Source organism: Janthinobacterium svalbardense (assembly GCF_002327145.1).
Lineage (GTDB): Bacteria > Pseudomonadota > Gammaproteobacteria > Burkholderiales > Burkholderiaceae_D > Janthinobacterium > Janthinobacterium tructae.
Map to the genome: position 1 here is coordinate 4107826 of NZ_CP023422.1, position 19576 is coordinate 4127401.

19 protein-coding genes are annotated in these 19576 nt (G+C 62.7%); 1 reads left to right on the plus strand and 18 read right to left on the minus strand.

The window, feature by feature from the left end:
- Positions 1 to 6: 6 nt before the first annotated feature.
- The 18 genes from CNX70_RS18145 to CNX70_RS18230 all read right to left on the minus strand — a co-directional run bounded on the left by CNX70_RS18145 (position 7) and on the right by CNX70_RS18230 (position 18759).
- Positions 7 to 807, minus strand: a complete 801-nt coding sequence (locus CNX70_RS18145) for an alpha/beta hydrolase (RefSeq protein ID WP_244198848.1) — start codon at positions 805 to 807, stop codon at positions 7 to 9.
- A gap of 128 nt (positions 808 to 935) precedes the next feature.
- Positions 936 to 1583 carry a hypothetical protein gene (locus CNX70_RS18150; protein WP_157751108.1) on the minus strand — a complete coding sequence of 216 codons (648 nt, stop codon included), beginning with the start codon at positions 1581 to 1583 and terminating at the stop codon, positions 936 to 938.
- A gap of 53 nt (positions 1584 to 1636) precedes the next feature.
- The gene (locus CNX70_RS18155; RefSeq protein ID WP_244198849.1) at positions 1637 to 2728 is read right to left on the minus strand and encodes a tetratricopeptide repeat protein; all 1092 of its coding nucleotides are present in this window, start codon (positions 2726 to 2728) and stop codon (positions 1637 to 1639) included.
- Positions 2729 to 2745: 17 nt separating this feature from the next.
- Positions 2746 to 3651 carry an ExeA family protein gene (locus CNX70_RS18160; RefSeq protein WP_096235864.1) on the minus strand — a complete coding sequence of 302 codons (906 nt, stop codon included), beginning with the start codon at positions 3649 to 3651 and terminating at the stop codon, positions 2746 to 2748.
- On the minus strand, positions 3652 to 5433 hold the full coding sequence (mshL, locus tag CNX70_RS18165) for a pilus (MSHA type) biogenesis protein MshL (protein ID WP_096235866.1): 1782 nt from the start codon (positions 5431 to 5433) through the stop codon (positions 3652 to 3654). It abuts the gene before it with no gap.
- A 13-nt stretch (positions 5434 to 5446) separates the two neighbouring features.
- A complete protein-coding gene (locus tag CNX70_RS18170) occupies positions 5447 to 5845 on the minus strand; it encodes an MSHA biogenesis protein MshK (protein WP_244198850.1) in 399 nt (132 codons plus the stop codon).
- Complete coding sequence (locus CNX70_RS18175; protein ID WP_096235870.1) at positions 5830 to 6552, minus strand: type II secretion system protein M; 723 nt, start codon at positions 6550 to 6552, stop codon at positions 5830 to 5832. Before CNX70_RS18175 ends, CNX70_RS18170 begins: the two co-directional genes overlap by 16 nt.
- Positions 6549 to 7223, minus strand: coding sequence for an MSHA biogenesis protein MshA (locus CNX70_RS18180; protein WP_096235872.1), 675 nt, complete (start codon positions 7221 to 7223; stop codon positions 6549 to 6551). The genes CNX70_RS18175 and CNX70_RS18180 overlap by 4 nt, the downstream gene beginning before the upstream one ends.
- Positions 7220 to 8164 carry a type IV pilus biogenesis protein PilM gene (pilM, locus tag CNX70_RS18185; RefSeq protein WP_096235874.1) on the minus strand — a complete coding sequence of 315 codons (945 nt, stop codon included), beginning with the start codon at positions 8162 to 8164 and terminating at the stop codon, positions 7220 to 7222. Before pilM ends, CNX70_RS18180 begins: the two co-directional genes overlap by 4 nt.
- A 168-nt stretch (positions 8165 to 8332) precedes the next feature.
- On the minus strand, positions 8333 to 12052 hold the full coding sequence (locus CNX70_RS18190; RefSeq protein ID WP_096235876.1) for a LamG domain-containing protein: 3720 nt from the start codon (positions 12050 to 12052) through the stop codon (positions 8333 to 8335).
- 23 nt (positions 12053 to 12075) lie between these two features.
- The gene (locus CNX70_RS18195; protein WP_096235878.1) at positions 12076 to 12525 is read right to left on the minus strand and encodes an agglutinin biogenesis protein MshP; all 450 of its coding nucleotides are present in this window, start codon (positions 12523 to 12525) and stop codon (positions 12076 to 12078) included.
- Positions 12522 to 13412 (minus strand): prepilin-type N-terminal cleavage/methylation domain-containing protein, encoded by an 891-nt coding sequence (locus CNX70_RS18200; RefSeq protein ID WP_096235880.1) that lies wholly within the window; start codon positions 13410 to 13412, stop codon positions 12522 to 12524. Before CNX70_RS18200 ends, CNX70_RS18195 begins: the two co-directional genes overlap by 4 nt.
- The gene (locus CNX70_RS18205) at positions 13409 to 14038 is read right to left on the minus strand and encodes a PilV family protein (RefSeq protein WP_244198851.1); all 630 of its coding nucleotides are present in this window, start codon (positions 14036 to 14038) and stop codon (positions 13409 to 13411) included. Before CNX70_RS18205 ends, CNX70_RS18200 begins: the two co-directional genes overlap by 4 nt.
- Positions 14025 to 14603 (minus strand): pilus assembly FimT family protein, encoded by a 579-nt coding sequence (locus CNX70_RS18210; RefSeq protein ID WP_096235884.1) that lies wholly within the window; start codon positions 14601 to 14603, stop codon positions 14025 to 14027. The genes CNX70_RS18205 and CNX70_RS18210 overlap by 14 nt, the downstream gene beginning before the upstream one ends.
- Before the next feature lie 123 nt (positions 14604 to 14726).
- Positions 14727 to 15212: a type II secretion system protein gene (locus CNX70_RS29145; RefSeq protein ID WP_096235886.1), complete on the minus strand. Its 486-nt coding sequence runs from the start codon at positions 15210 to 15212 to the stop codon at positions 14727 to 14729.
- Positions 15213 to 15273: 61 nt separating this feature from the next.
- Positions 15274 to 15795: a prepilin-type N-terminal cleavage/methylation domain-containing protein gene (locus CNX70_RS18220; protein ID WP_167389680.1), complete on the minus strand. Its 522-nt coding sequence runs from the start codon at positions 15793 to 15795 to the stop codon at positions 15274 to 15276.
- A gap of 26 nt (positions 15796 to 15821) precedes the next feature.
- Positions 15822 to 17054 carry a type II secretion system F family protein gene (locus CNX70_RS18225; RefSeq protein WP_096235890.1) on the minus strand — a complete coding sequence of 411 codons (1233 nt, stop codon included), beginning with the start codon at positions 17052 to 17054 and terminating at the stop codon, positions 15822 to 15824.
- A gap of 1 nt (position 17055) precedes the next feature.
- Positions 17056 to 18759 (minus strand): GspE/PulE family protein, encoded by a 1704-nt coding sequence (locus CNX70_RS18230; protein ID WP_096235892.1) that lies wholly within the window; start codon positions 18757 to 18759, stop codon positions 17056 to 17058.
- 233 nt (positions 18760 to 18992) lie between these two features.
- Here CNX70_RS18230 and CNX70_RS18235 point away from each other — a divergent pair, with 233 nt between their 5' ends.
- The gene (locus CNX70_RS18235; protein ID WP_096235894.1) at positions 18993 to 19358 is read left to right on the plus strand and encodes a YgiW/YdeI family stress tolerance OB fold protein; all 366 of its coding nucleotides are present in this window, start codon (positions 18993 to 18995) and stop codon (positions 19356 to 19358) included.
- Positions 19359 to 19576 lie beyond the last annotated feature (218 nt).

Consider the following 19576-nt stretch of genomic DNA (forward strand, 5'->3'; position numbering starts at 1 on the left):
CGCCTTTCATTTTGCGGACGTCAAATACGCCCGCAAGCCATGCGTCAGCACAAAAGGAAACACGCTCGCGTGATCTTCATCCTCGAAGACGCGCAGGCGCGTCTTCAGGCCGGGGTACTTGTGCGATTTCCACTTCCCGTCGAACTCGCGCACGTCCGCCAACATGTCGGCCTCTTCCTCCGAACGCGAACGCTTTTTGCCTGGCGCCAGCTTTTCCAGGCCGCCGATGCCGAAGAACACGGACGCGGGCAAGTCCTTGTGGCTGGCGGCATACGCCTGCTCGCGCTCGAACATGATGCCGGCGTCGTACCACAGCGACGGACTGCCGAGGATGTAGTGCTCGAAGGTGCGCGGTTCGGTGAGCAGAAATTGCAGGCCCAGCAGGCTGCCGTAGGAGTGGCCGATAAACACCTTGCGCTGCATGTTCACGCGGTAATGTTGGGCAATGAAGGGGAACACCTCGCCCGAGACGAACTGGCCGTAGGCCTTCGCTTCGCCGAACGCCGGTTGCCGCCCCGGCATGTCCGAGCGGTAGTCGTGCTTGCGCGGCGTGGTCGGCGTGTAATCGCGGCGGCGGCTGTACACCCCGCCATCGCCGTTGGCGTACGACAGGCCGACCACTACCACCTCTTCCATTCCCGCATGCCTGTTCAGGCGCTGCGCGATATTGCGCACGATGGCGAACGCGTAATTGGCGTCGACGACGAACAGCACCGGATAGCGATTATTTCCCTGCCGATAGGAATCGGGCAAGGCGACATATACCTGGTAGTCGCGCTTCAAAGCTTGCGCTCTGATGTCGCGCACTTCCGTATTGTCCAGAACGTAGCTGGCAGGGGCAGCCAAAGCGCCATTGGAAAAAAAACACACCGCAATGAGCAGGCCTGCGGTAACGAAACAGGCACCTTCGCGTTCGTGTCGCACGGCGCTTCCTTTCATGCCTGTTCACGAGCAAGGTCTGCCACATGCACGGGATGAAACGCGATCAGGTCGCCGTATCTGGCGGCCAAATGCTGTGGATCATTCTCGATGGTGCCGGTGTAGCAGCCTTCCTCTTCATCGATACCGGTCACTCGTACCCACATTCTTTCGCACTGGCCATCAGCGCGCGCACCTTCTTCGGCGGCGAAGCGAAAAACCAGTTTTACGTACGCACCGATGGGTAGCGCATCGCGTACTGCGGCCGGCGGTGGCTGGATATCTGTCAAGTACTGGGCAAGCCAGATGGCGTCTTCCAGGTAATAGCCTTGCTCGGCAAACGAGGGAAATGGATGGTCCTTGAAACGCTCCCAGTTTCCCGCGCCAGCATTCCAGTGCGCGCTCCAGCCATAGGGCAGGTCATGCAGGTCTGCCAGCAAGTCATTCGTGCCGATCAGAGCAGCCAGACTGGCGATCTTGGCGGAACTCGACGCCGTTGCGTCGGACGCGCCGTAAAATTGCCAATCCCCTTCGTAATCATGGGAGACATGCACGATGGGAGCACCGTTCAATACTTCCGTGGTCGTGAAGCAGGCAGTGTTGGGAGCATCGTGGAATTTCCAGGCAGTGGTCATCTTGTTTGCGGAGTCACCCGTTTCAGTCATGTGGTACAAGTCCGCCCCACAGCCCGCGATGTCGCTTGCGGTGGAGGTGAAAGTTACTTCGTCGCAGCCGCCGTCAACTGCACCAGCTTGCGCTCGACAAACGCCTGCAACTGGGGCGACAGGGTTTGCAAGCCCTTGGCCCGCTCGAACGCCTGGCGCGCCTGGGCCGGGTGGTTGTCCGCTTGCAAGGCGATGCCCAGGCCCATCCACCAGACGCTGTTGTCGGGCGCCGTCTGCAGGGCCAGCTGATAGTGTTCGGCCGCTTCGCGGTAGCGCTGCTCGCGCTGCAGCACGCCGGCCAGGAAGGCGCGGTAATCGCCGTTATCGGCGGCGTACGGCAGGCTGCGCGTGAGGGTATCGAGGGCCGCCGCACCGCCGTTGGCTTTGTCCAGCTGCAAGCGGGCCAGCATCATCGCCTGCGCCGGCTGTTTCGGGTCGAATGCCAGACTCAACTGCAATTGGCGCGCCGCGTCGTCGGGGCGCTGCGCTTCGAGCAGCAGACGCACCAGGGTTTCGCGCGCGCCCTGGTGGCGCGGGTCCAGCTGCAGGGTCTGCTGCAAGCCGGCCAGCGCTTCCGAGACGCGGCCATCCTGCAACTGGCCCAGCGCGCGCCGGTATTCATTCTCTACGCGCTGCTGCGGCGTGACTTGTTTGCCGTCGAGGATGCGTTCGCTGGCGGCGGGCGCTGGCGTCTTCAGCACGGGCGCGGCGGCAGGCCTGGCGGGTTGTTGCGTGATGCGGCGCATTTCGGCAGCGCGCAGCTTGGCTGGCGCGACCGTCTCCGCGGCCTGCAACACCGGCTCGGGTGCCAGCGGCGCCGTAGCGACCGGCGCCGGCGCAGCGACCGGCGCAACCACAGGCGCAGATACCGGTACGGGTAGCGGCACGGGTAGCGGTGCCGCCACCGGCAGCGGCGTGTTGGCCACGCTGACCAGCACGGGCGGCACGGCCGGGCGCTTCAGGTAAACCCAGCCGAGGGCGATGGCGGCAGCCGTCAGGCCGGCCGCGCCGCCGAAGACCAGCGCGCGCGAAACGCCCCGGCCCCGCTCGCGTTCGGGCACGGAGCGGATGCCGGCTGCGTCGCCGCGCCCATCGGGGGTGCCGCGCGCATCGAGGTCTTGCAACATCTTGTTAATCAGGCTCATCTACAGGCTCATCTTCGTCATCGGTTCAATAAGGTCCAGCTCACGCCGCAGGCGGCGGCCAGCACGCCGGTGCCAGCCAGCCAAGGCCACGGCCGCTGCCAGAAGCGGCGCGGCTTGCTGGCCAGAGTATCGCTGGCGGCCAGCGCCACGTGGCGTGCGCTGACCTGCTGCCGGCCTTCGCCGTACGCCACCATCAGCGCCTTGTGCGCCATGATGTTGATCAGGCGCGGGATGCCGCCGGAAGCCTTGTACAGCTTGCTCACGCCGCCACGGCTGAACAGGCGCGCGCCATCGAAACCGGCCACGCGCAGGCGGTGCGACACATAAAAATCCACGTCGTCGCGCGACAAGGGCCCCAGGTGATAGTGAAAGGTGATGCGCTGCGTCAGCTGGCGGATTTCCGGCAGGGCCAGCTTGACGTCCAGCTCGGGCTGGCCGAACAGCACGATTTGCAACAGCTTGCGCTTTTCCGTTTCCAGGTTCGTCAGCAGGCGCAAGGCTTCCAGGCTGTCGACGGGAATCGCCTGCGCTTCATCCAGGCACAGCAGCACGCGCTTGCCCTGCGCCGCCAGGTTGAGCAAACGCAAGTTGAGCGACTTGAGCAGCTGATGCTGATCAGCATCTTTCTCCAGCAGCACATCGAGGTCGTCCGCCAGGGCCCTGATCAGCGAACGGGGCGGCAAGTTCGGATTCGGGATGTAGGCCGTGACGAAATCCGGCCCCAGCGATTGCATGAACTTGCGGCACAAAAAGGTTTTACCAGTACCCACTTCGCCAGTGATCTTGATGAAGCCCTCGCCATTGCGCGCCGCCACCAGCAAGGTGTTGAGCGCCTTTTGCGACTGCGGGCCGTTGAAGAAGAAACTGGTATCGGGCGTGAGGCCGAACGGCGCCTCGCGCAAGCCGAAATGGGCCTGGTACATTTAGCGCCGCTCCGATGGACGGCGCGGGTCGAGCGCCTCGATGCGCTTGCCCGAATCGAGCAAATCCTCGTTCCAGCTGTTGGCGCCCTCGACGATGGTCGGCTTGATCAGCACCACCAGTTCGCGCTTCTGTATCACTTGCCCCGTGTTGCGGAACAAGGCGCCCAGTACGGGAATATCACCCGCGCCCGGCACTTGCGAGCGGTCCGAGGTGGTGGCCTGGCGCATCAGGCCGCCGATGGCGACGATGCGTCCATCCTGGCTGCGCACCATGCTGTCCATCTCGGACGTGCTGGAGGCGGCCAGCGGCAATTTCAGCGAACCGGCGCTGCCCAGGTCGATTTGCTTGTTGACGGTGGTGACCTGGCTGACGGACGGATGCACGTGCAGGATGATATTGCCCTGCTCGTCGATCTGCGGCGTCACGTCCAGCACCACCCCGGAAAAGAAGGGCTGCAGGGTGACGTTCGGGCTGGAGGTGGTGCCGCCCGCAGTGCCGGTCGACGTCACGGTGGTGCTCACGCCGGTGACGAAGAATTCGTCCGTGCCTATCTTCAGCACGGCCTTCTGGTTGTTCATGGTGGCGATGCGCGGGCTCGACAGCACGTGCACGGCACCTTGCGATTCCAGGAAGGTAATCATGGCGGCAAAGTTGGCTGTCTGGAAGGCCAGGCCGAACATCGAGCCGGCCGCCGTGGCTGCCGAGCTCAAGCCAAAACCACTGCTGGCCGTCAGGCCGCTGCCATTCGTCATGTTCGGCGGCTGGCCGCCGTTGAACGGCAGCGGCGCCAGGGTACCGCCCGGCTGGATGAATCCCGTCGAGATGCGGTTCGTGTGGCCGCTCTTGATGGAGGCAAACGAGGCCCAGTTGATGCCGGTCTGGAAATTATCGTTCAGTTCCACTTCGAGAATCTTGGCTTCCAGGATCACCTGGCGGTCCACCGACAACTGCGTCGCCTTCAGGTACAGATCGACGGCGCGCAATTCGTCGGGCATGCCGCGCACCACGACGACGCCGGACTGCGGGCTGATCACCACCTTGCGGCCGTCGGCCGTACCGCCAATGATGGCGCCCAGCGACTCCTTCAGTTCGACCCAGAAATTGCTGTCCGACGTGGTACTCAGGTTGGAACTATCGAGCGCCACCTGGCTGCCGGGCTGGCCTGGCTGGCCTGGCTGCTGCGGCTGGCTCTGCTGGCTGGACTGCCCCGACTGGTTATTGCTGGGACCGGCATTCCCCACTGATGTCGATGAGACGCGCAAATTCGACGTGCCCTTGCGGTTGCCCGTCAGGTAATTGACCTGGAACATGCGGGTTTGCATGGTCAGGGGCCGAATCGCAATGCGCGTGCCATCGACCTTGTAATCATAGCCATACATCTCGCGCACGGCGTCGAGCGCCTCGAACAGCGTCACATCTTTCAGGTTGGCGGAAATGTTGCCCTGCACATCCGGATGCACGAGCATGTTGTAGCGCGTGCCGTTGACCAGCGAGTGAAAGAACTGGCGTGCCGGGACGTTGTTGAATGCGACATTGAAACGCTCGTCCAGCACGCCGCGCGCCTTGGGCAACTGCGCTGCCAGCGCGGACGCCGGCGGCAGCAGCGCGTTTTCCACCGCTGCCGACTGCGCCGCCGGGCTGGTGGTGGCCACTGCGCCGGCCACTTGCTCCTTGATCGCATTGTAGGTATCGCGCTTCACAGGCGCGACGTTGCAGGCGCACAAACCCGCAGCAAGTCCCAGGACGCTTGCCCGCTTGCTTATTTCAAATATCTTCCGCATTCCCGCCTTGTGTTTATTGGGTGACATGAACCTGTTTCCTTCGTACATGCATTGCATCATTGGCGTCGACCGTCTGCGGAGTCAGCCGCAGCGTTTCCAGGGTCTTGCCGCGCCGCAGCACCACGCTCGCTTCGCCTATGCTGACGACGACTGCACCGCCCACCTTGTCACCCGCGCGCACGCTGCGGCCATCGATCACGGCCAGGCGCCGCCCGCCAGGCTGATTCGAAATGAGCACCGATTGCAGCTGCGGCCGCGCCGCGCCGGCAGAGGCCGCACTACCGAGGACAGGCGCCGCATCGGGCGGCCGCGTGGGATCGGCCAGCGCCTGGGCAAACACCCCCGGCGCCAAGGCCAGCAGCGCGCCCGCAAGGAGCACGCAACGACGGGCGCGCATCACAGCGCGATCCATTTCTCGTCCAGGCTGAGCGTGTACAAGGTCAGGCTCAGCGTGGCATTCGGGTACTGCTCGACTTGCATATTGAGCTTGCCCCAGAACACATGGGACGGCATGGCCTCCACGGCATCCATATAATTCACCATATCCAGATAATTTCCACGCAAGACGATTTCCACACCATGACGGTAGAGCACGGCCGGCGCCTTCGCCGGCTCGGCGTCCGCTGGCGACTGCCCGACAGGCGCGGCGGCAGATGCGGACGCCGCCGCCTTGCTGGCGACATGGCCGCCCTGCCCCATGGCGCCGGATGGCAAGGTGGCCAGCGACACCAGGCGCAAATTGGCCTGCTGTTTCAGCAATTGCTGCAGCATCGGCACGATGCGCTCGGGCGCCACCAGGCCGTTTTGCGTCGATTGCAGGGCCTGCCGCATCTGCTGCACTTCCTGCCTGATCCGTTCGAGCCGGATGCGGTCCTGCAAGTTGGGGTCGCCCGCATGCGCGGCCATCCTTTGCGCCATCTCGGTATCGATGGCCGCGACGGCCAGTTGCCGCTGGGCAATCGTGTCGGTCAGCGCCTTGCGCTTGGCCAACTGCGGATTGACGGCCAGATACACAACCATGAAAATCAGCAGCGCGGCACTGGCGCCAAAGACCATGAACCGTTCCCGCACGCTGAGCGCATCAAATTTCAGGGCAAATTGTTGCCATTGCTGTTTCATTGCTTGACCGCCCCTGCGCCGCTGGCGGGTGCCGCCGACGATTGCAAACTGAATTCGATAAAGCGCGGCGCCGGTGCTGCCACGCCAGCGGCCGGCGCCGACATGGCGCCCGGGGCAGGAAGCTGCGCGGTGGCCATGTCCAGGCGCGCGAAGGATTTGCCCTGCAACGCCGATTCCCTAGACAAGGCGCTGATGTACTGGGGCAGCAAGTCCGGCTGCACGACGCGCCCCTGCAAGCCGATCTCCTTGCCGGCGCCGGCGATGCTCGCTCCCGTCAGCCACAAGCCATTGACCCTGGCGCGTGCGAAGGCGCGGAAATAATCGGCATAGCCGTGTGTATTGCCCAGTTCGCCGCCCTGCAGAATTTGCCCGGCTTCCAGCAAGGCGCTGCGGTCAGCCTCTGCCTGGCCCAGCGCGCCCGCGATCAGCGGGTCCTTGCCGGGCACGGGAAACCGCGCGAACACATCCGCCCGCTTCGCCTCGCGTGCATCGAGCACGACCTTGGCGTCGGCCGCCGTCCGCTCCAGCGCGGCCACCTGGCGCGCGCCGAACCAGACCACTGCGGCACTGGCGGCAAGGACCAGCCCCAGGCCCCGCAGCAAGCCCACTGCCGACAGCGCCTGCTTGCGTTTTTCAAACGCAGGGTTGAACAGATTGATTTGCTGGCTCACGCTGGCATCTCCTCTTGCCGCAGGGCCGCACCCAAAGCCAGGAAAAAGCGCGCCTGGCCGGCAACGGCCAACAGCTCCGGCACTTTGGAAAAATCAAACAGGGCCGTCAGATCCAGCACCTCGACCGGCATGTACAAATTGTCCGCCAGGTAAGCATGCAGGCCGTCGCTGCCGGTCGGCGCCAGGACCAGCCTGGCAACGGAAATAAAATGGAATTGACGGTCGAAGTGGTCAAAGGAACGCTGCAGTTCCAGCGTGATCTTGTCGTAATACTGCTGCCGCTGGGCGTCGCTGGTATCGGCCAGCTGCACCACGGTGACGTCGATGCGGCGCGCCAGGTACAGTTCGCCATCGAACGTCACGGTCAACAGCCCCCCTTCGCCATCGAAAGACAGCATGGCCAGGCCGCGGCCCTGCGTTTCCATCAAGCCCGCGATATTGCGCTGGGCCATTTCCGGGATATCGATGACCGACAGGGCGATCTTGCATTCGCCATACAGCGCCTGGCGCTGGGCCACGGCAATGTTGCGCGCCGCGACGGCGAACAGCGATTGCGCGCGTCCCGGCCCGTTCTTGTCGGCGGGAATATCGATGACGTCGACGGTGGCGTCCGCCGCCGGAAAGTCGAGCATGTCCTTCAGGCGCCAGCGCACGGCGGTTTTGAGCTCTTCCGGCGGCACGTTCGGCGCGTCGAGCGTCAGTATCTGATACTCGCCCGCGCCCAGCAAAGTGGTGTTTCGATATGACTGGGCATGCATATCCCGGTGCATTTTTTCCAGGGTCGCCGCCGCCAGCGGCTTGCGTCCGGGATACATGACCGCCGCCTGCACCAGCGGCTTGTCGTCCGCGCGCCGCTTGACCACGGCAGCGCACACACCTTCCGCTGAAAATGATGTAGCCAGCCAACCCTCGTGTTTTTTTGCTTTTGCGAATAAACCCATGCCACCGATCCAGATAATGAAATGCTACGACAGCGGTGCCGTCCGAATGATGCATTGAATCAATTTTAATTCATAGCAGGTATGAACAGGCTAAAAAAGAAATAATTGACAACATATTTTCAGGAAAACACCACGATTGTCACAGCGCGCCAAAAAATCACGCGCCCTTCAATATATTTCACGCATGAAGAACATAGGCTCGCTCTTGAATGCGCCTATGGTTTCGCGCGCCTGTCCCGGCAGGTACGGTATCAGCGACTGTAGCGTAAGCGTGGCTTTTTTCGTCACGGGTGCGGCGGGTTTAGCCATCAGCACGCTGCCGCCGCCCTGCTGCAGCAAGCCACTATCGAGCGGCAAGGTGCTCGCGGCCGGCAACTGCGCATCCGTCAGGTTGAGATAATCCTTCAAGACGAAATTCTTGCGCAGCAAGGCCGTGCAATTGTCCAGCGTATTGGCGGCATAGGCGCTGCCGTTCCAGTACTGCGCGACCAGGGGCACCCGCAGCGCGCGCTGTTCCGAGCCATACATATTGTTGATGCGCAAGCGGCCATGACGCAGCCGGGTATCGCCGATGGCGACACTGGCGGCGGGCGCGACCGCCAGGCCATTCACGCTGGAAATGAGCGCGCCGTCGCTGTCGCTGATGCCCACCACCAGCGAAAAATCATCGTACGGGCCATCCTGGCCGCTGGCCAGCCGGTCAAAGCTGTGCAGTACCGTGATGCCGGTCGCGCCGCTGGGAATCGCCTGCTGCAGGCCAGGCGCGGCGAGCGTGATGCTGCCCGCGCCGGCAGTGCCTGCCTGCACCGTGTAGATGGCACCGTCGCCGCCAAATTTGATCAGTTCGCCCGCCGACAGGCCGCCGCTGCCTGCCACCACCACTTGCGTGCTGCCGGCGGCATACGCGCCACCATCGGTCGTGTAGGAACGCCCGCTGCGCCCCTGGTTCCAGGCAAAGGTGGGCAAGGCTGGCGCCAGGCGGCTGATGGACAGTGCCGCGCCGGCATTGCCGGCGCCCACGCTGACGCTGGCGAGTCCGGGATAGGCGCTGCCATAGCGCGCCAGAATCTGCTTGCCCTTGCTCAATGCCGTCGCGCCCAGCACGACACCCAGTTCGCGCTGGCCCAGGTAGGTGAAGTCGCCGCAGGCCGCCGTCAGCGCACCCGTGAGCGCGTAGTGGTCAGGGAAAAAGCGGCCGAAGACGGGGACCGGGCTTTGCGCCTGATTGGCGATATTGCAGCCGAACTTGCCATTCACGGCCGTATTGTTGCTGCTGCCGATCACGCAGTCGCCAGGCTGGTCGACGCTGGTGTAGGCATTGTCGAGCACCGCCTCGGGCAGCATGCGGAAGGTGCCGACATCGCCGTACGTCACGCCGCTGTTACTGGCCAGGCCACTGGCCAGTACCGCCTGCCCCAGCGGGAACGGGCTGGCATTGGATGTCGACGCGAGGCGGTCGGTGTAGTCGGTGGCACTGAGGAAACCGGTGATTTTCTGGCCGGCCACGGAATTGTCGACCAGCGGCGTGCCGTCATAGCCGGCCGCCGCGGCAGCGGCCAGGGAAAACTGGGCGCCCGCCGCCAGGCTGGGCGTACCGCTCAGGGCGCTGTTGCTCATGTTGGAACTGAGCGTGAACTGCTGTGGACGCACGGCGAAATTATCGGTCGAACAACCCACATTGGCCGTGCCGCACACGGCCGCGGTGCAAGTCACGCGCACGCGCACGTCACGGTAGGCGCTGTACCTGGGCGCCACGGCGCTGATGGCGGTGGCCGGGATGCTCACATTCGCGCTCGAATAGCCACCCGTAAACGCCACCAGGCCCAGCGGAATCACGGCCGTCTGGGTGAGCGGGCAGTTATTCGCCCCCAGCGTGACGCCGGTGGCGGTATTGACCAGCAAATCCACCGTGGCCGCGCCAGCGAACGTCGTTTCCAGGCTGGCATCGGTCTTCAGCTTGACCAGGTCGAGCTTGAAGGCCGTGTCGGCCAGCTTGGTATTCAGGCGGGCATAAGTGATGCTGCTGGTACTGGGCACGCAACGGGGCGAAGTTGCCTCGCAGGCGTTGAAGCGCGCCACCGCACAGGCCTTGATCACCAGCGACTGGTCTTCCTGCTCCGTGAACTGCCCATCCGTCACATTCACGCTGACGGTGGCGGCCGTGCCGCTGCTCAGGCCAAACACGGCCTGGTACTCGCCGTTGAACAGATAGGTCGCCACGCCGTCGTTCAGCGTGCCATTCGACAGCACACCATAGCCCGCGATCAGGGCCCAGTCGCCGATGCCGTTCGAGGTAGTCAGCAGGATTTGCGTGGTGTTGTTCGGCATCACGATATTGTTGTGATTGACGTCATGCGCCGTGACCGTGAGCGTGCTTTGCTGGCACGTCAGGCCCGACCCCGTATTCGTCACAGCGTAATGGCTCAGGCAGCCGGCCTGGCTGAGATTCTGGTCGCGCTGCACCAGCGCCAGGCCGCCCTCATAATTATAGGCACGCAATTCGTCGATGGCGCCATCGGTGGAATTGCCGCTGCCGTTCTGTCCCGTCACCGCGCTGCGGTTGTCGCCAATGAACAGGCTGCCGATGCGCGGCGAGACCACCGCTGCGGTAGTAAACGCCGACTCCTTTTGCAGCACGCCATCGACGTAGATGCGCAGGCGGTCGCTATTGGAGGCCGCCAGCGCATTGAAGCTCCAGCTCACTGCGATATGCTTCCAGGTGCCGGCGGGCACGCTATTGGCAGCCGTTTCCACCACGCGCACGTTGCCCAGGCTGTCCGTGACGACGAAGCGCAGGGCGCCCGTACTGCGCCGCACGAGAAAAAACCACTCATTGTTCATCTGCGTGGCGTCGAGCAGTTGCGCATCGCGCGTGCCGCTGCCGGACCAGGCCGTGTTGGCCTTGTACCAGAAAGTGATGGTACCAGCGCCGCCCATGGTGCCGGGCACCGACAGCCCGCTGTCGACCGCATCGATGGCGGCGGTGCTGGTATTGAGGGGGAAACTGGCGGCGCGGCAGACGCGGCCGGCAGCGATCGTCTGCGCGCCACCCAGCACCGTGCCGTCGCGCCCGTTGCCGCTGGTATCTGACACCTGCCCGGGTGTATTGTTCCAGCTGGGCTGCTCCATGCGGTACTCGACCACGGGGCGGGGAATGTAAAACTTGATCGCCGAATTGGTGACCGGAAAACCGGTTTGCGGCGTGTCGTAATCGTTGCTGTCCGCCTGCCAGCCGATCTGCCCCAGCTTGGCGGAAGGTCCCGCCACTGCCGTGCCGTACTGGTAGATGAATTCGCCGTTTTCCTGCAAGATCAATTGCAGGCTGTAAGAGCCAGTGGTACTGGTGCCCGTGGTCCATTCCGGCACATTATTCCAGGTCACCACGAAGCTGCGGTACGGCGCCGTGCCGATGGTGGCGTAGCTGACGTAACAAGTCAGGCGGCTGGCGCAGGCGGTATTGTAGGTGGGTACTTCCAGTTTCGAGGTGGGATCAAGGTCGTTGCCATAAATGCGCATGGTGTAATTCAAGCTGCTGTTCGGATACGGCAGCGTCTGCACCGGGCTGCCATAGCCGCAGGTGACATTGTTATTGAACTGCACCCGGCCGTTCGTCATCACGCGCAGGGTGCTGAAGGCCACGCCCGAATACATGAAACTGAAACCGATGGGCAAGGCATCGCTGAGCGTGTCGTCGAGGACGGGCGGCGAGGTACCGCAGCCGGCGGAACCGTTGAATCGGTAGGGCGTTGTGTTATAGCCGAGCTTGGCATGATTGCTGGCGTCGATCCAGCTGTAGGCAAAACTGGTGTTGGCGTAGGTTGCCGCCTGGACCGGCGCGCAAGCAAGCAGGGCCACAACGGCTATCCATACGGCGATGATTGCCTGCATATTGCTCCTTGAGAGTAGCGTGTTTAAAACTCCGCCTGCACGACGCGCTGCACATAATCGGGATTATTGGTGGCATTGGCAGTGGCGCAAACGCCACCCACAGGCTGGTTGCAGGCGGTGGCAATCACCTGGAAACGGGGCAATGCGCCTGCCGCCTGCGTGCAGCGCACGGTGACCCTGAAACCGTTCAGTGCGCCATTCGCGGGCAAGGCAAAATCGCTGCTGGTAATGCATTTGCCGTCGACGCGCTGCCGGTACACGCCCCACTCCATGCCGGCGCGGGCCGCCTGGTAGGCGCGCGCGCCCTGCACGTCCAGCGCCGACTCGGCATGCTGCATGGTGGAGATGGAGAGCAGCGCCACGCCCAGCGCGGACAGCACCACCAGCAGGAAGATGGCGGTGACGATGCTGAAGCCGCGCGCCGGACGGCCTGGCCGCCGTCTACGCGGCATGGAGAATAGGGATATGCTCATGGCGAATTATTGACCTGTGCCTGTTGCACCAGCGTGATCTGGCCTGCGTTGCCGCCGGGCGCGCCCAGGGTCAGGCTGACACTGACCAGGCCGCGCTGCAGGTTGGGCAGGGTATCGAAGGAAAAGTCGCAAGCGGCCACCTGATTGGCCATCAGCGCCGCGGACGGCGCGCCGGTCAGCGCCGCTGTGCTCACCGGCTGGGCCGCCTGGATCACATAACCGGCATAGCGCGTCAGCGTGCCCGTGCCGTTCGCATTCGGCGCGCAATGATAGGTGACGACCGTACTGACCACCTGGAAACGATAGCTGAGGGAAGGCATGGACGGCGTTTGCGCGACAAAGGGATTATTCACCAGCGTGACGTTGCTGCCGCTGATGGAAGCGACCTGGGCGCGGTTGCACTGTCCGCTGCAATCATAGGCGTCCACAGGAGGCTGAGCGCCCAGATTGTTGACAACGATAAAGTCGCCGGGAACGATGGTCTGCACGCCGGACGGCGCGGCGCCGACGATGGTGAAAATATCCCGGTTGACCACCGGCGTGCCGGGATCGAAAGCCAGTACATTGCCCGGTATCGTGTCCGGGTCGTCTTCCGACAGATAGCGTCCGCCCGTCTTGGTCAGCAGCAGCTCCAGAAAACTGCCGCTGCTATTGCTCGTCACGCGCACGCTGTTGGGCAAGGCCAGGCGCACGTCGCGCGTGATGCGGCGTGTCGCCAAATCAGCCGAGTCCGCCAGCTCGGCGCGGGCGGCTACATCCAGGTAACTTTGCACGGGGGCACGAATGAACAGCGTCACCATGCCGGCGACGATGGCCGTGATGACGATCACCACGATCAGTTCGATCAAGGTAAAACCGCGCTGCCGGGGGCGTAAAGAAATCATCATGGGACGGCATTGCCTGCGTAGCGCGTGCGGTAGCCGGCCAGCACGAGCTGTTGATTCGTGGCATAAGTCACGGTGACCGTGATGCGCAAGACATTCATGTTGATCGGCGTGGCGTCCGAAGGCAGCATGGCGGCTGCCGGCCCCAGTCCCGCGTCGGGGCTGATGGTCACGCTCACCTTATAGCCGGCAGGAAAGGCATTCCCGGCCGCGTCGTCCGTGTAGCTCACGGCAGTGTTGAAGGCACGCACATAGTCGCTGACGTTGTAATACGGCCCCCTCGTGTCGGGCGCCGTCGCGCTGACATTTTGCGGCGTGTTGCAGCCGGTGGGATTGGTGGCACTGTCGAACGGTGCGGCATTCGTCGCCATATCGGCGGCCGGATCGGCGAGCGGATCGCAAAACGTAAAGCGTGCCCCTTCGATCTCATCGAGCATGGCTTCGGCGATAGCCAGCGCCTGCTTGCGCAATTGCGGATCGGCGCTGCTGGCCGTGGTGCGGGCGAAAATTTGCAACAGGCCCACCACGGCGATGCTGACCACCACGATGAAAATGACAAGCTCGATCAGGGTCACGCCGCGCTGCGCCGTCCCGCGCGCCGCCATGGCGACGCCCTTAGTAATGGACATAGCCGGTCTCCCCTTCGACCACGATAGTACGCGGGATGCCGCCGCCGCTGATGCCGATGCTGACGCGCGCAGGAAAGGTCGAGACGGGTTCGGTGTCAGTGGACTTGTAAGGACGCCCCAGGGCATTGAAGTAAAAAGCGGCGGCGCCCAAAGGCACGCTATAGCTGATCTTGTTGGGCGCCGCTTCGCACAGCCAGGCCGTGGCATTCCCGCAGGCGGCCAGGGTGGCCGTGCGGCCACTGTTGCCGCCCGCAGGCGGCAAGACGCGGTTGGCCGCGTCGCAGGCAGTATTGAAACACAGGGCGATGCGGCTGCCGTTGAGCAAGACGAAGACGGGCCGGTTTTGTGCGATCGCCAGTTTTTGCGCATAGCGCAGCATGCTCACGTTTTGATCGGCAAAGCTGCGCGCATCAAAACTGTCTTGCTGAAAGAAACGCGGCATGGCGACGGCTGCCAGCAGGCCACCCACGATCAGCACGACGATCAGCTCGACCAGGGTGAAGCCGCGCTGCTGGCGCCCACGGCTGGCCGGTCCGGCAAACATCAAACCTGCTGCAGACAGCATCGTGGACACCTGTGGCAATGAGCGGCATGCCGGCTGAAGCATGCCAGGAAGAATAAAAAACGCCTGGCGAACCAGGCGGATTGCATGCGGCGCGACCTGCCGCCGCATGCGGGGCTTACGCTATTAACAATCTGTCTTGGCAGCGGCAGCAGTAGGTGCAGCACTCACCGCCGGCGCGCCATTGGCTGCGGCAGCCGCATAGGTGAACGAGCAGGCGGTATGGGTGGCGTCAGCGGCGATTGTTAACGGCCCCGTGCCCGTCACGCTAAAATCCGGTGCCCCGATGCCGGCCGCCGCGAGGATGCCGGCGGCGTCAGCGGTAGGATAGCCGTTCGCCAGAGTAACGGCAACGCCTTCCATTAGCACCGAGGGAGCCGCGGCGACCGCACCATTGACCAGCCATTGCGCATGGGCCAGGGCTGCGCCTGCCTGGACCGATGCACGGGCGCCATTGATTTTCGCCAGACGGGCATCAGCCGACAAATTGATAAAACGGGGAATCGCGGTGGCCGCCAGTATGCCCAGGATGACGATGACGACGATTAACTCGATCAGCGTAAAACCCGCTTGGCTACCTTGTTGAAAACGACGAATTGACTGCAGTTTCATGCTGATCTCCAAAAAATCAAAAAAACAATGCTGGCAAAATTTGCCCGCAGAATAAAAAAAGCTATTTCAGCCCGCCCGCCTCGCCCAACTGTATCAGCGCCACCTCGGGCGCATCAACCGGGCTTGAGGACTGGACTTGGGTAGCGGATGCTTGCCGCAAGCTTACCTTGAATCGAAGCAACTCGGAATGCCTGGCAGCGAAACTGTTGCTTCGATTTAATATATATATCAATTCTGCATTACTTCTATTAAAAAACCAATGACTTTGGGGAAGTTTTTCCATCTCCAGTGCGCCATATGCGCCCAAATAGTTGGCCGGCTTTTCAGCCAGCCAATCGATGGGGTTTTGCCCCGCCAGCGCCGGCACCTGGTTTTGCCGGTCGGACGCATACAGTTCCAGCACTTGCATGCGCAGCCCCGCGCGCAGCGCCAGCAGCGTTTGCTGCACGGCGACCCGTTCCGCTTCCTGCTGTACCACTGCCATGCGGCCCAGCAGCACGACCACCAGCACGGCGATGACGGACACGGCGACGGCCAGTTCAAACAAGGTAAAGCCGCGCTGCCCTGCCTTGCCAGCCAACATGTTGTTTTTTGGCGAAATGCGCGGCTTCATTTATGCAAGGCAACCTTGCCCAGGTCCCACACGGGCAGGAAGATACCCAGCGCCAGCACCAGCACCATGAGGCCAAGAAAGGTGATCAGGATCGGTTCGATCTGCGCGGACAAGGTCTTCAATTCGTAATCCACTTCGCGTTCGTACATCTGGGCGATTTCATCCATCAGCTCATCCAGCGAACCGGACTCTTCACCGACGGCGATCATTTGCAGCACCACCGGCGTGAAGACGCCTGCCGTCACCGAAGTGCGCAAGATGCTGTCGCCGCGCTCGACGCCGTCGCGCATCTGCTCGACGCGGGCGCACAGATAGGCGTTATCCACCGTCTGTGACACCACCGTCAGTGCCTGCACGATGGGCACGCCGCTGGTGCTGGACAGGGCGAAGCTGCGCGCGAAACGCGCCATGGTGCCTTTCAGGATGATCTTGCCGGCGATGGGAAATTTCAACTTGTAGCGATCCCACGTATAGCGGCCGGGAATGGTGCGCAACCAGGCCCGGAAAGCGGCTATCGATGCAATAGTCGCGACCAGCAACACAGGCCAGTAGTTGACCATGAAAGCCGACGTGCCGATCAGGATGCGCGTCATCAAGGGCAGTTCGGCGTTGAAGCTGGCGAACACTTTCACGAACTGGGGAATCACGAACATATTGACGATGACCATGGCGACGAGCATGGCCACGATCACGAAACTCGGGTAGCGCGTCGCCGACTTCACGCGCGCGCGCATGTCGCGGTCGAACTCCAGGTGGTCGAACAATCGCAGGAAGACTTCATCGAGGCGCCCCGTCATTTCGCCCACGCGCACCATCGACAGGTAAAACGGCGTAAACACGGCGGGGTGGCGCGCCATGGCGGCCGACAGTTCGCGGCCCGCGTCGAGCGATTCGCGCACATCCTTGATGATGCGCCCGAACGCGGGGCTGATGGCGGACTCCTGCAAGCCGGCCAGGCCGCGCATGATGGGCACCCCCGCCTTGAGCAGGGTGTACAGCTGGCGGCTGAACAGCTGCACGTCCATCGAACTGACTTTTTTCTCCGTCAGTTTTTGCCACCAGCCGATATCGGCGCCGGTAGTGGCGGCTTTTTTGGTCACCAGGATTTCCACCGGCGTCGCACCGGTGGAAAACAACTGATCGGCCACGGCGCCGCTGTCGGCGCCTTCCATCACGCCGGTCAGCAGCTCGCCGCTGGCGTTGCGCGCCTTGTAAGCAAAAAATGGCACCTCAATCCTCGCTCTGGTTGCTGATGCGCATCGCTTCCATCACCGTCGTGCGGCCCTGTACCACCAGCTGCACGGCGTGGCGGCGCAGGGTGTCGCCCGCCATCTGCGCCGTCGCCACCTTCATGAAGTGGGACGGATCGGCATGATTGGCGGCATCGGCCACGGCGCGCGTGATTTCCAGCAATTCGTACACGCCCGTGCGCCCCCGGTAACCCATGCCATTGCAATGCGAGCAGCCCTTGCCATGGAAATACTGGTTACGCTCGACCAGCTCGCCCAGCTCCAGGCGCAGCCATTCGTATTCGTTCGGCGTGGGCACGTAGGGCGTGCTGCAGCTTTCGCAGATCACACGCACCAGGCGCTGTGCCAGCACGGCTTGCAGCGAGCTGCCCACCATATAGCGTGGCACGCCCATGTCCATCAGTCGCAGCGGTGTGCTGATGGCGTCGTTGGTGTGCAGGGTCGACAGCACCAGGTGACCCGTCATGGCGGCGCGCAAGCCGATTTGCGCCGTTTCCTGGTCGCGCATCTCGCCGACGAGCACGATATCGGGATCTTGCCGCAGGGCTGAACGCAGCACGCGGGCAAAGCTCAGCTCGATCTTCTCGTTCACTTGCACCTGGTTGATGCCGGACAAGCGGTACTCGACGGGGTCTTCCACCGTAATGAGCTTTTTTTCCACGGAATTGAGTTCGGCCAGGGCGCAGTACAAGGTCGTCGTCTTGCCGCTACCGGTCGGCCCCGTCACCAGCACCAGGCCGTTGGGGCGGTTGACGATGGCGCGGAAGCGTTCCACCAGCTTGGGCGGCATGCCGATGGCGTCCAGGCGCAAGGTCGTGCCGCCCTGGTTCAACAGCCGCATCACCACCGATTCGCCGTACTGCGTCGGCATGGTGGAGATACGCACATCGATGCGCTGGTTTTTCACGCGGATGGCGAAGCGGCCATCCTGCGGCAAGCGTTTCTCGGAAATATCCAGGTCCGACATCAGTTTTAGCCGCAGCGCCAGCGAACTGGCGATCTTGCTGTCCGCTTCCGTCTGCAGGTGCAGCACGCCGTCGATGCGGAAACGGATCTGCAGCCGGCCTTCCTGCGGTTCGATGTGGATGTCCGAGGCGCGCACCTGCGTGGCATCCTCGAACACAGATTGCAGCAGCTTGACGATGGGCGCCTCTTCCAGGCCCGGATTGGCGGCCAGCGCGCCAAAGTCGACCGACACGTCGCCCAGGTCCTGCTCCAGCTCGCGTGTCAGGGTGGAGATATCTTCCGTGCGGCGGTAGATGCGGTCGATGGCGGCCAGCACTTCCGTTTCATTGACGACAGCGAGCTCGATATGGCGCTTGACCAGGCGCGAGATTTCATCGTACGCGAACAGGTCGGTGGGATCGGACATACCGACCAGCAAGCCCTCGCGCCGGTCTTCCAGCACCAGCGCGCGAAAGCGCCGCGCCTGGGTTTCCGGCAACAGCCGCACCAGTTCGGGATTGATGTTGAAAAACTTCAGGTTGATGTAGGGAATGTCGAGCTGGCGCGCCAGTGCGCCCGAAATCTGCTCTTCCGTGACAAAGCCGTGCTCGACAAAAACGCGGCCCAGCTTGCGCCCCGAGCGCTTCTGTTCCGTCAAGGCCTGGCCCAACTGTTCTTCCGTCAGCAATTTCTGCTGCACCAAAATTTCACCGAGCCGGACTTTCTCTGGCCTTGCCATGCTTGCTCCTCGACAAATTCTTCAGACGATGCACGCCAGCGGCGTGCGGGGGTATTTTATTCCAGAACCTGTTGTTTCTTAAAGAAAATACATTCCGTGGCTTGATTTTCGCGCATTTCAACACCCTGGGCACGGGCAGCGTGCGGGCGAACGTAGCCTAGAGCAATACCGGTGCTATCATTTCCCATACCGCCGTGTTTTTCTGACAAGGCCGTCACTATCAAAGGAATACCATGTCTCTGCACCGCAAACTCATCGTCTCCCTGGCCGCCGCCAGCGCCTTGCTGGCCGGCAGCGCGCAAGCCCAATACGTGGGGCCGACAGCCGGCGCCACCGCGCCCAGCAGCGTGGCCGCCATCCTGAAAAATCCCGTCGATGACCAGGCTGTCGTGCTGCGCGGCCATTTGCTGCGCAAAGTGAGCAAGGAAAAATACACCTTCTCCGATGGCACGGCGGAAATCCGCGTGGACATCGATGACAAGGTCTTCATGAACCGCAAGATCGACGCCAAAACCCAGGTGGAAATCCGTGGCGAAGTGGAAAAAGACTTCATGGAAAGCCCGGAAATCGATGTCGATGTGCTGACCGTCGTCCCGTAAGCTGCATTGCCATCCCGCCGCCACGGCGGGATGGGTGTCACCCCTCTTCTGTATACCTTGCACAAGCTTTTTTCCATCACAGAAACTAGGCTTGTCAGCGCAATCAATTTCGTCTAGCATCTTTTCATTCAAGATCAGCCAGCGCCAGCGTGAGCCTGCCTGTCGACTCATCCATTCTGGGAGCTTTCCGGGTGCAAGATTTGCCTTCGATACGCTCA

What these genes read in the sequence shown, in the direction of transcription:
- CNX70_RS18235 (WP_096235894.1), top strand. Translation starts at nt 18,993, where the DNA reads ATGTCTCTGCACCGCAAACTCATCGTCTCCCTGGCCGCCGCCAGCGCC.
- CNX70_RS18170 (WP_244198850.1), bottom strand. Translation starts at nt 5,845, where the DNA reads ATGGATCGCGCTGTGATGCGCGCCCGTCGTTGCGTGCTCCTTGCGGGC.
- CNX70_RS18210 (WP_096235884.1), bottom strand. Translation starts at nt 14,603, where the DNA reads ATGCTGTCTGCAGCAGGTTTGATGTTTGCCGGACCGGCCAGCCGTGGG.
- CNX70_RS18195 (WP_096235878.1), bottom strand. Translation starts at nt 12,525, where the DNA reads ATGAGCATATCCCTATTCTCCATGCCGCGTAGACGGCGGCCAGGCCGT.
- CNX70_RS18230 (WP_096235892.1), bottom strand. Translation starts at nt 18,759, where the DNA reads ATGGCAAGGCCAGAGAAAGTCCGGCTCGGTGAAATTTTGGTGCAGCAG.
- CNX70_RS18175 (WP_096235870.1), bottom strand. Translation starts at nt 6,552, where the DNA reads ATGAAACAGCAATGGCAACAATTTGCCCTGAAATTTGATGCGCTCAGC.
- CNX70_RS18160 (WP_096235864.1), bottom strand. Translation starts at nt 3,651, where the DNA reads ATGTACCAGGCCCATTTCGGCTTGCGCGAGGCGCCGTTCGGCCTCACG.
- CNX70_RS18155 (WP_244198849.1), bottom strand. Translation starts at nt 2,728, where the DNA reads ATGAGCCTGATTAACAAGATGTTGCAAGACCTCGATGCGCGCGGCACC.
- CNX70_RS18150 (WP_157751108.1), bottom strand. Translation starts at nt 1,583, where the DNA reads ATGACTGAAACGGGTGACTCCGCAAACAAGATGACCACTGCCTGGAAA.
- mshL (WP_096235866.1), bottom strand. Translation starts at nt 5,433, where the DNA reads ATGCGGAAGATATTTGAAATAAGCAAGCGGGCAAGCGTCCTGGGACTT.
- pilM (WP_096235874.1), bottom strand. Translation starts at nt 8,164, where the DNA reads ATGGGTTTATTCGCAAAAGCAAAAAAACACGAGGGTTGGCTGGCTACA.
- CNX70_RS18205 (WP_244198851.1), bottom strand. Translation starts at nt 14,038, where the DNA reads ATGTCCATTACTAAGGGCGTCGCCATGGCGGCGCGCGGGACGGCGCAG.
- CNX70_RS18220 (WP_167389680.1), bottom strand. Translation starts at nt 15,795, where the DNA reads ATGTTGGCTGGCAAGGCAGGGCAGCGCGGCTTTACCTTGTTTGAACTG.
- CNX70_RS18200 (WP_096235880.1), bottom strand. Translation starts at nt 13,412, where the DNA reads ATGATGATTTCTTTACGCCCCCGGCAGCGCGGTTTTACCTTGATCGAA.
- CNX70_RS29145 (WP_096235886.1), bottom strand. Translation starts at nt 15,212, where the DNA reads ATGAAACTGCAGTCAATTCGTCGTTTTCAACAAGGTAGCCAAGCGGGT.
- CNX70_RS18190 (WP_096235876.1), bottom strand. Translation starts at nt 12,052, where the DNA reads ATGCAGGCAATCATCGCCGTATGGATAGCCGTTGTGGCCCTGCTTGCT.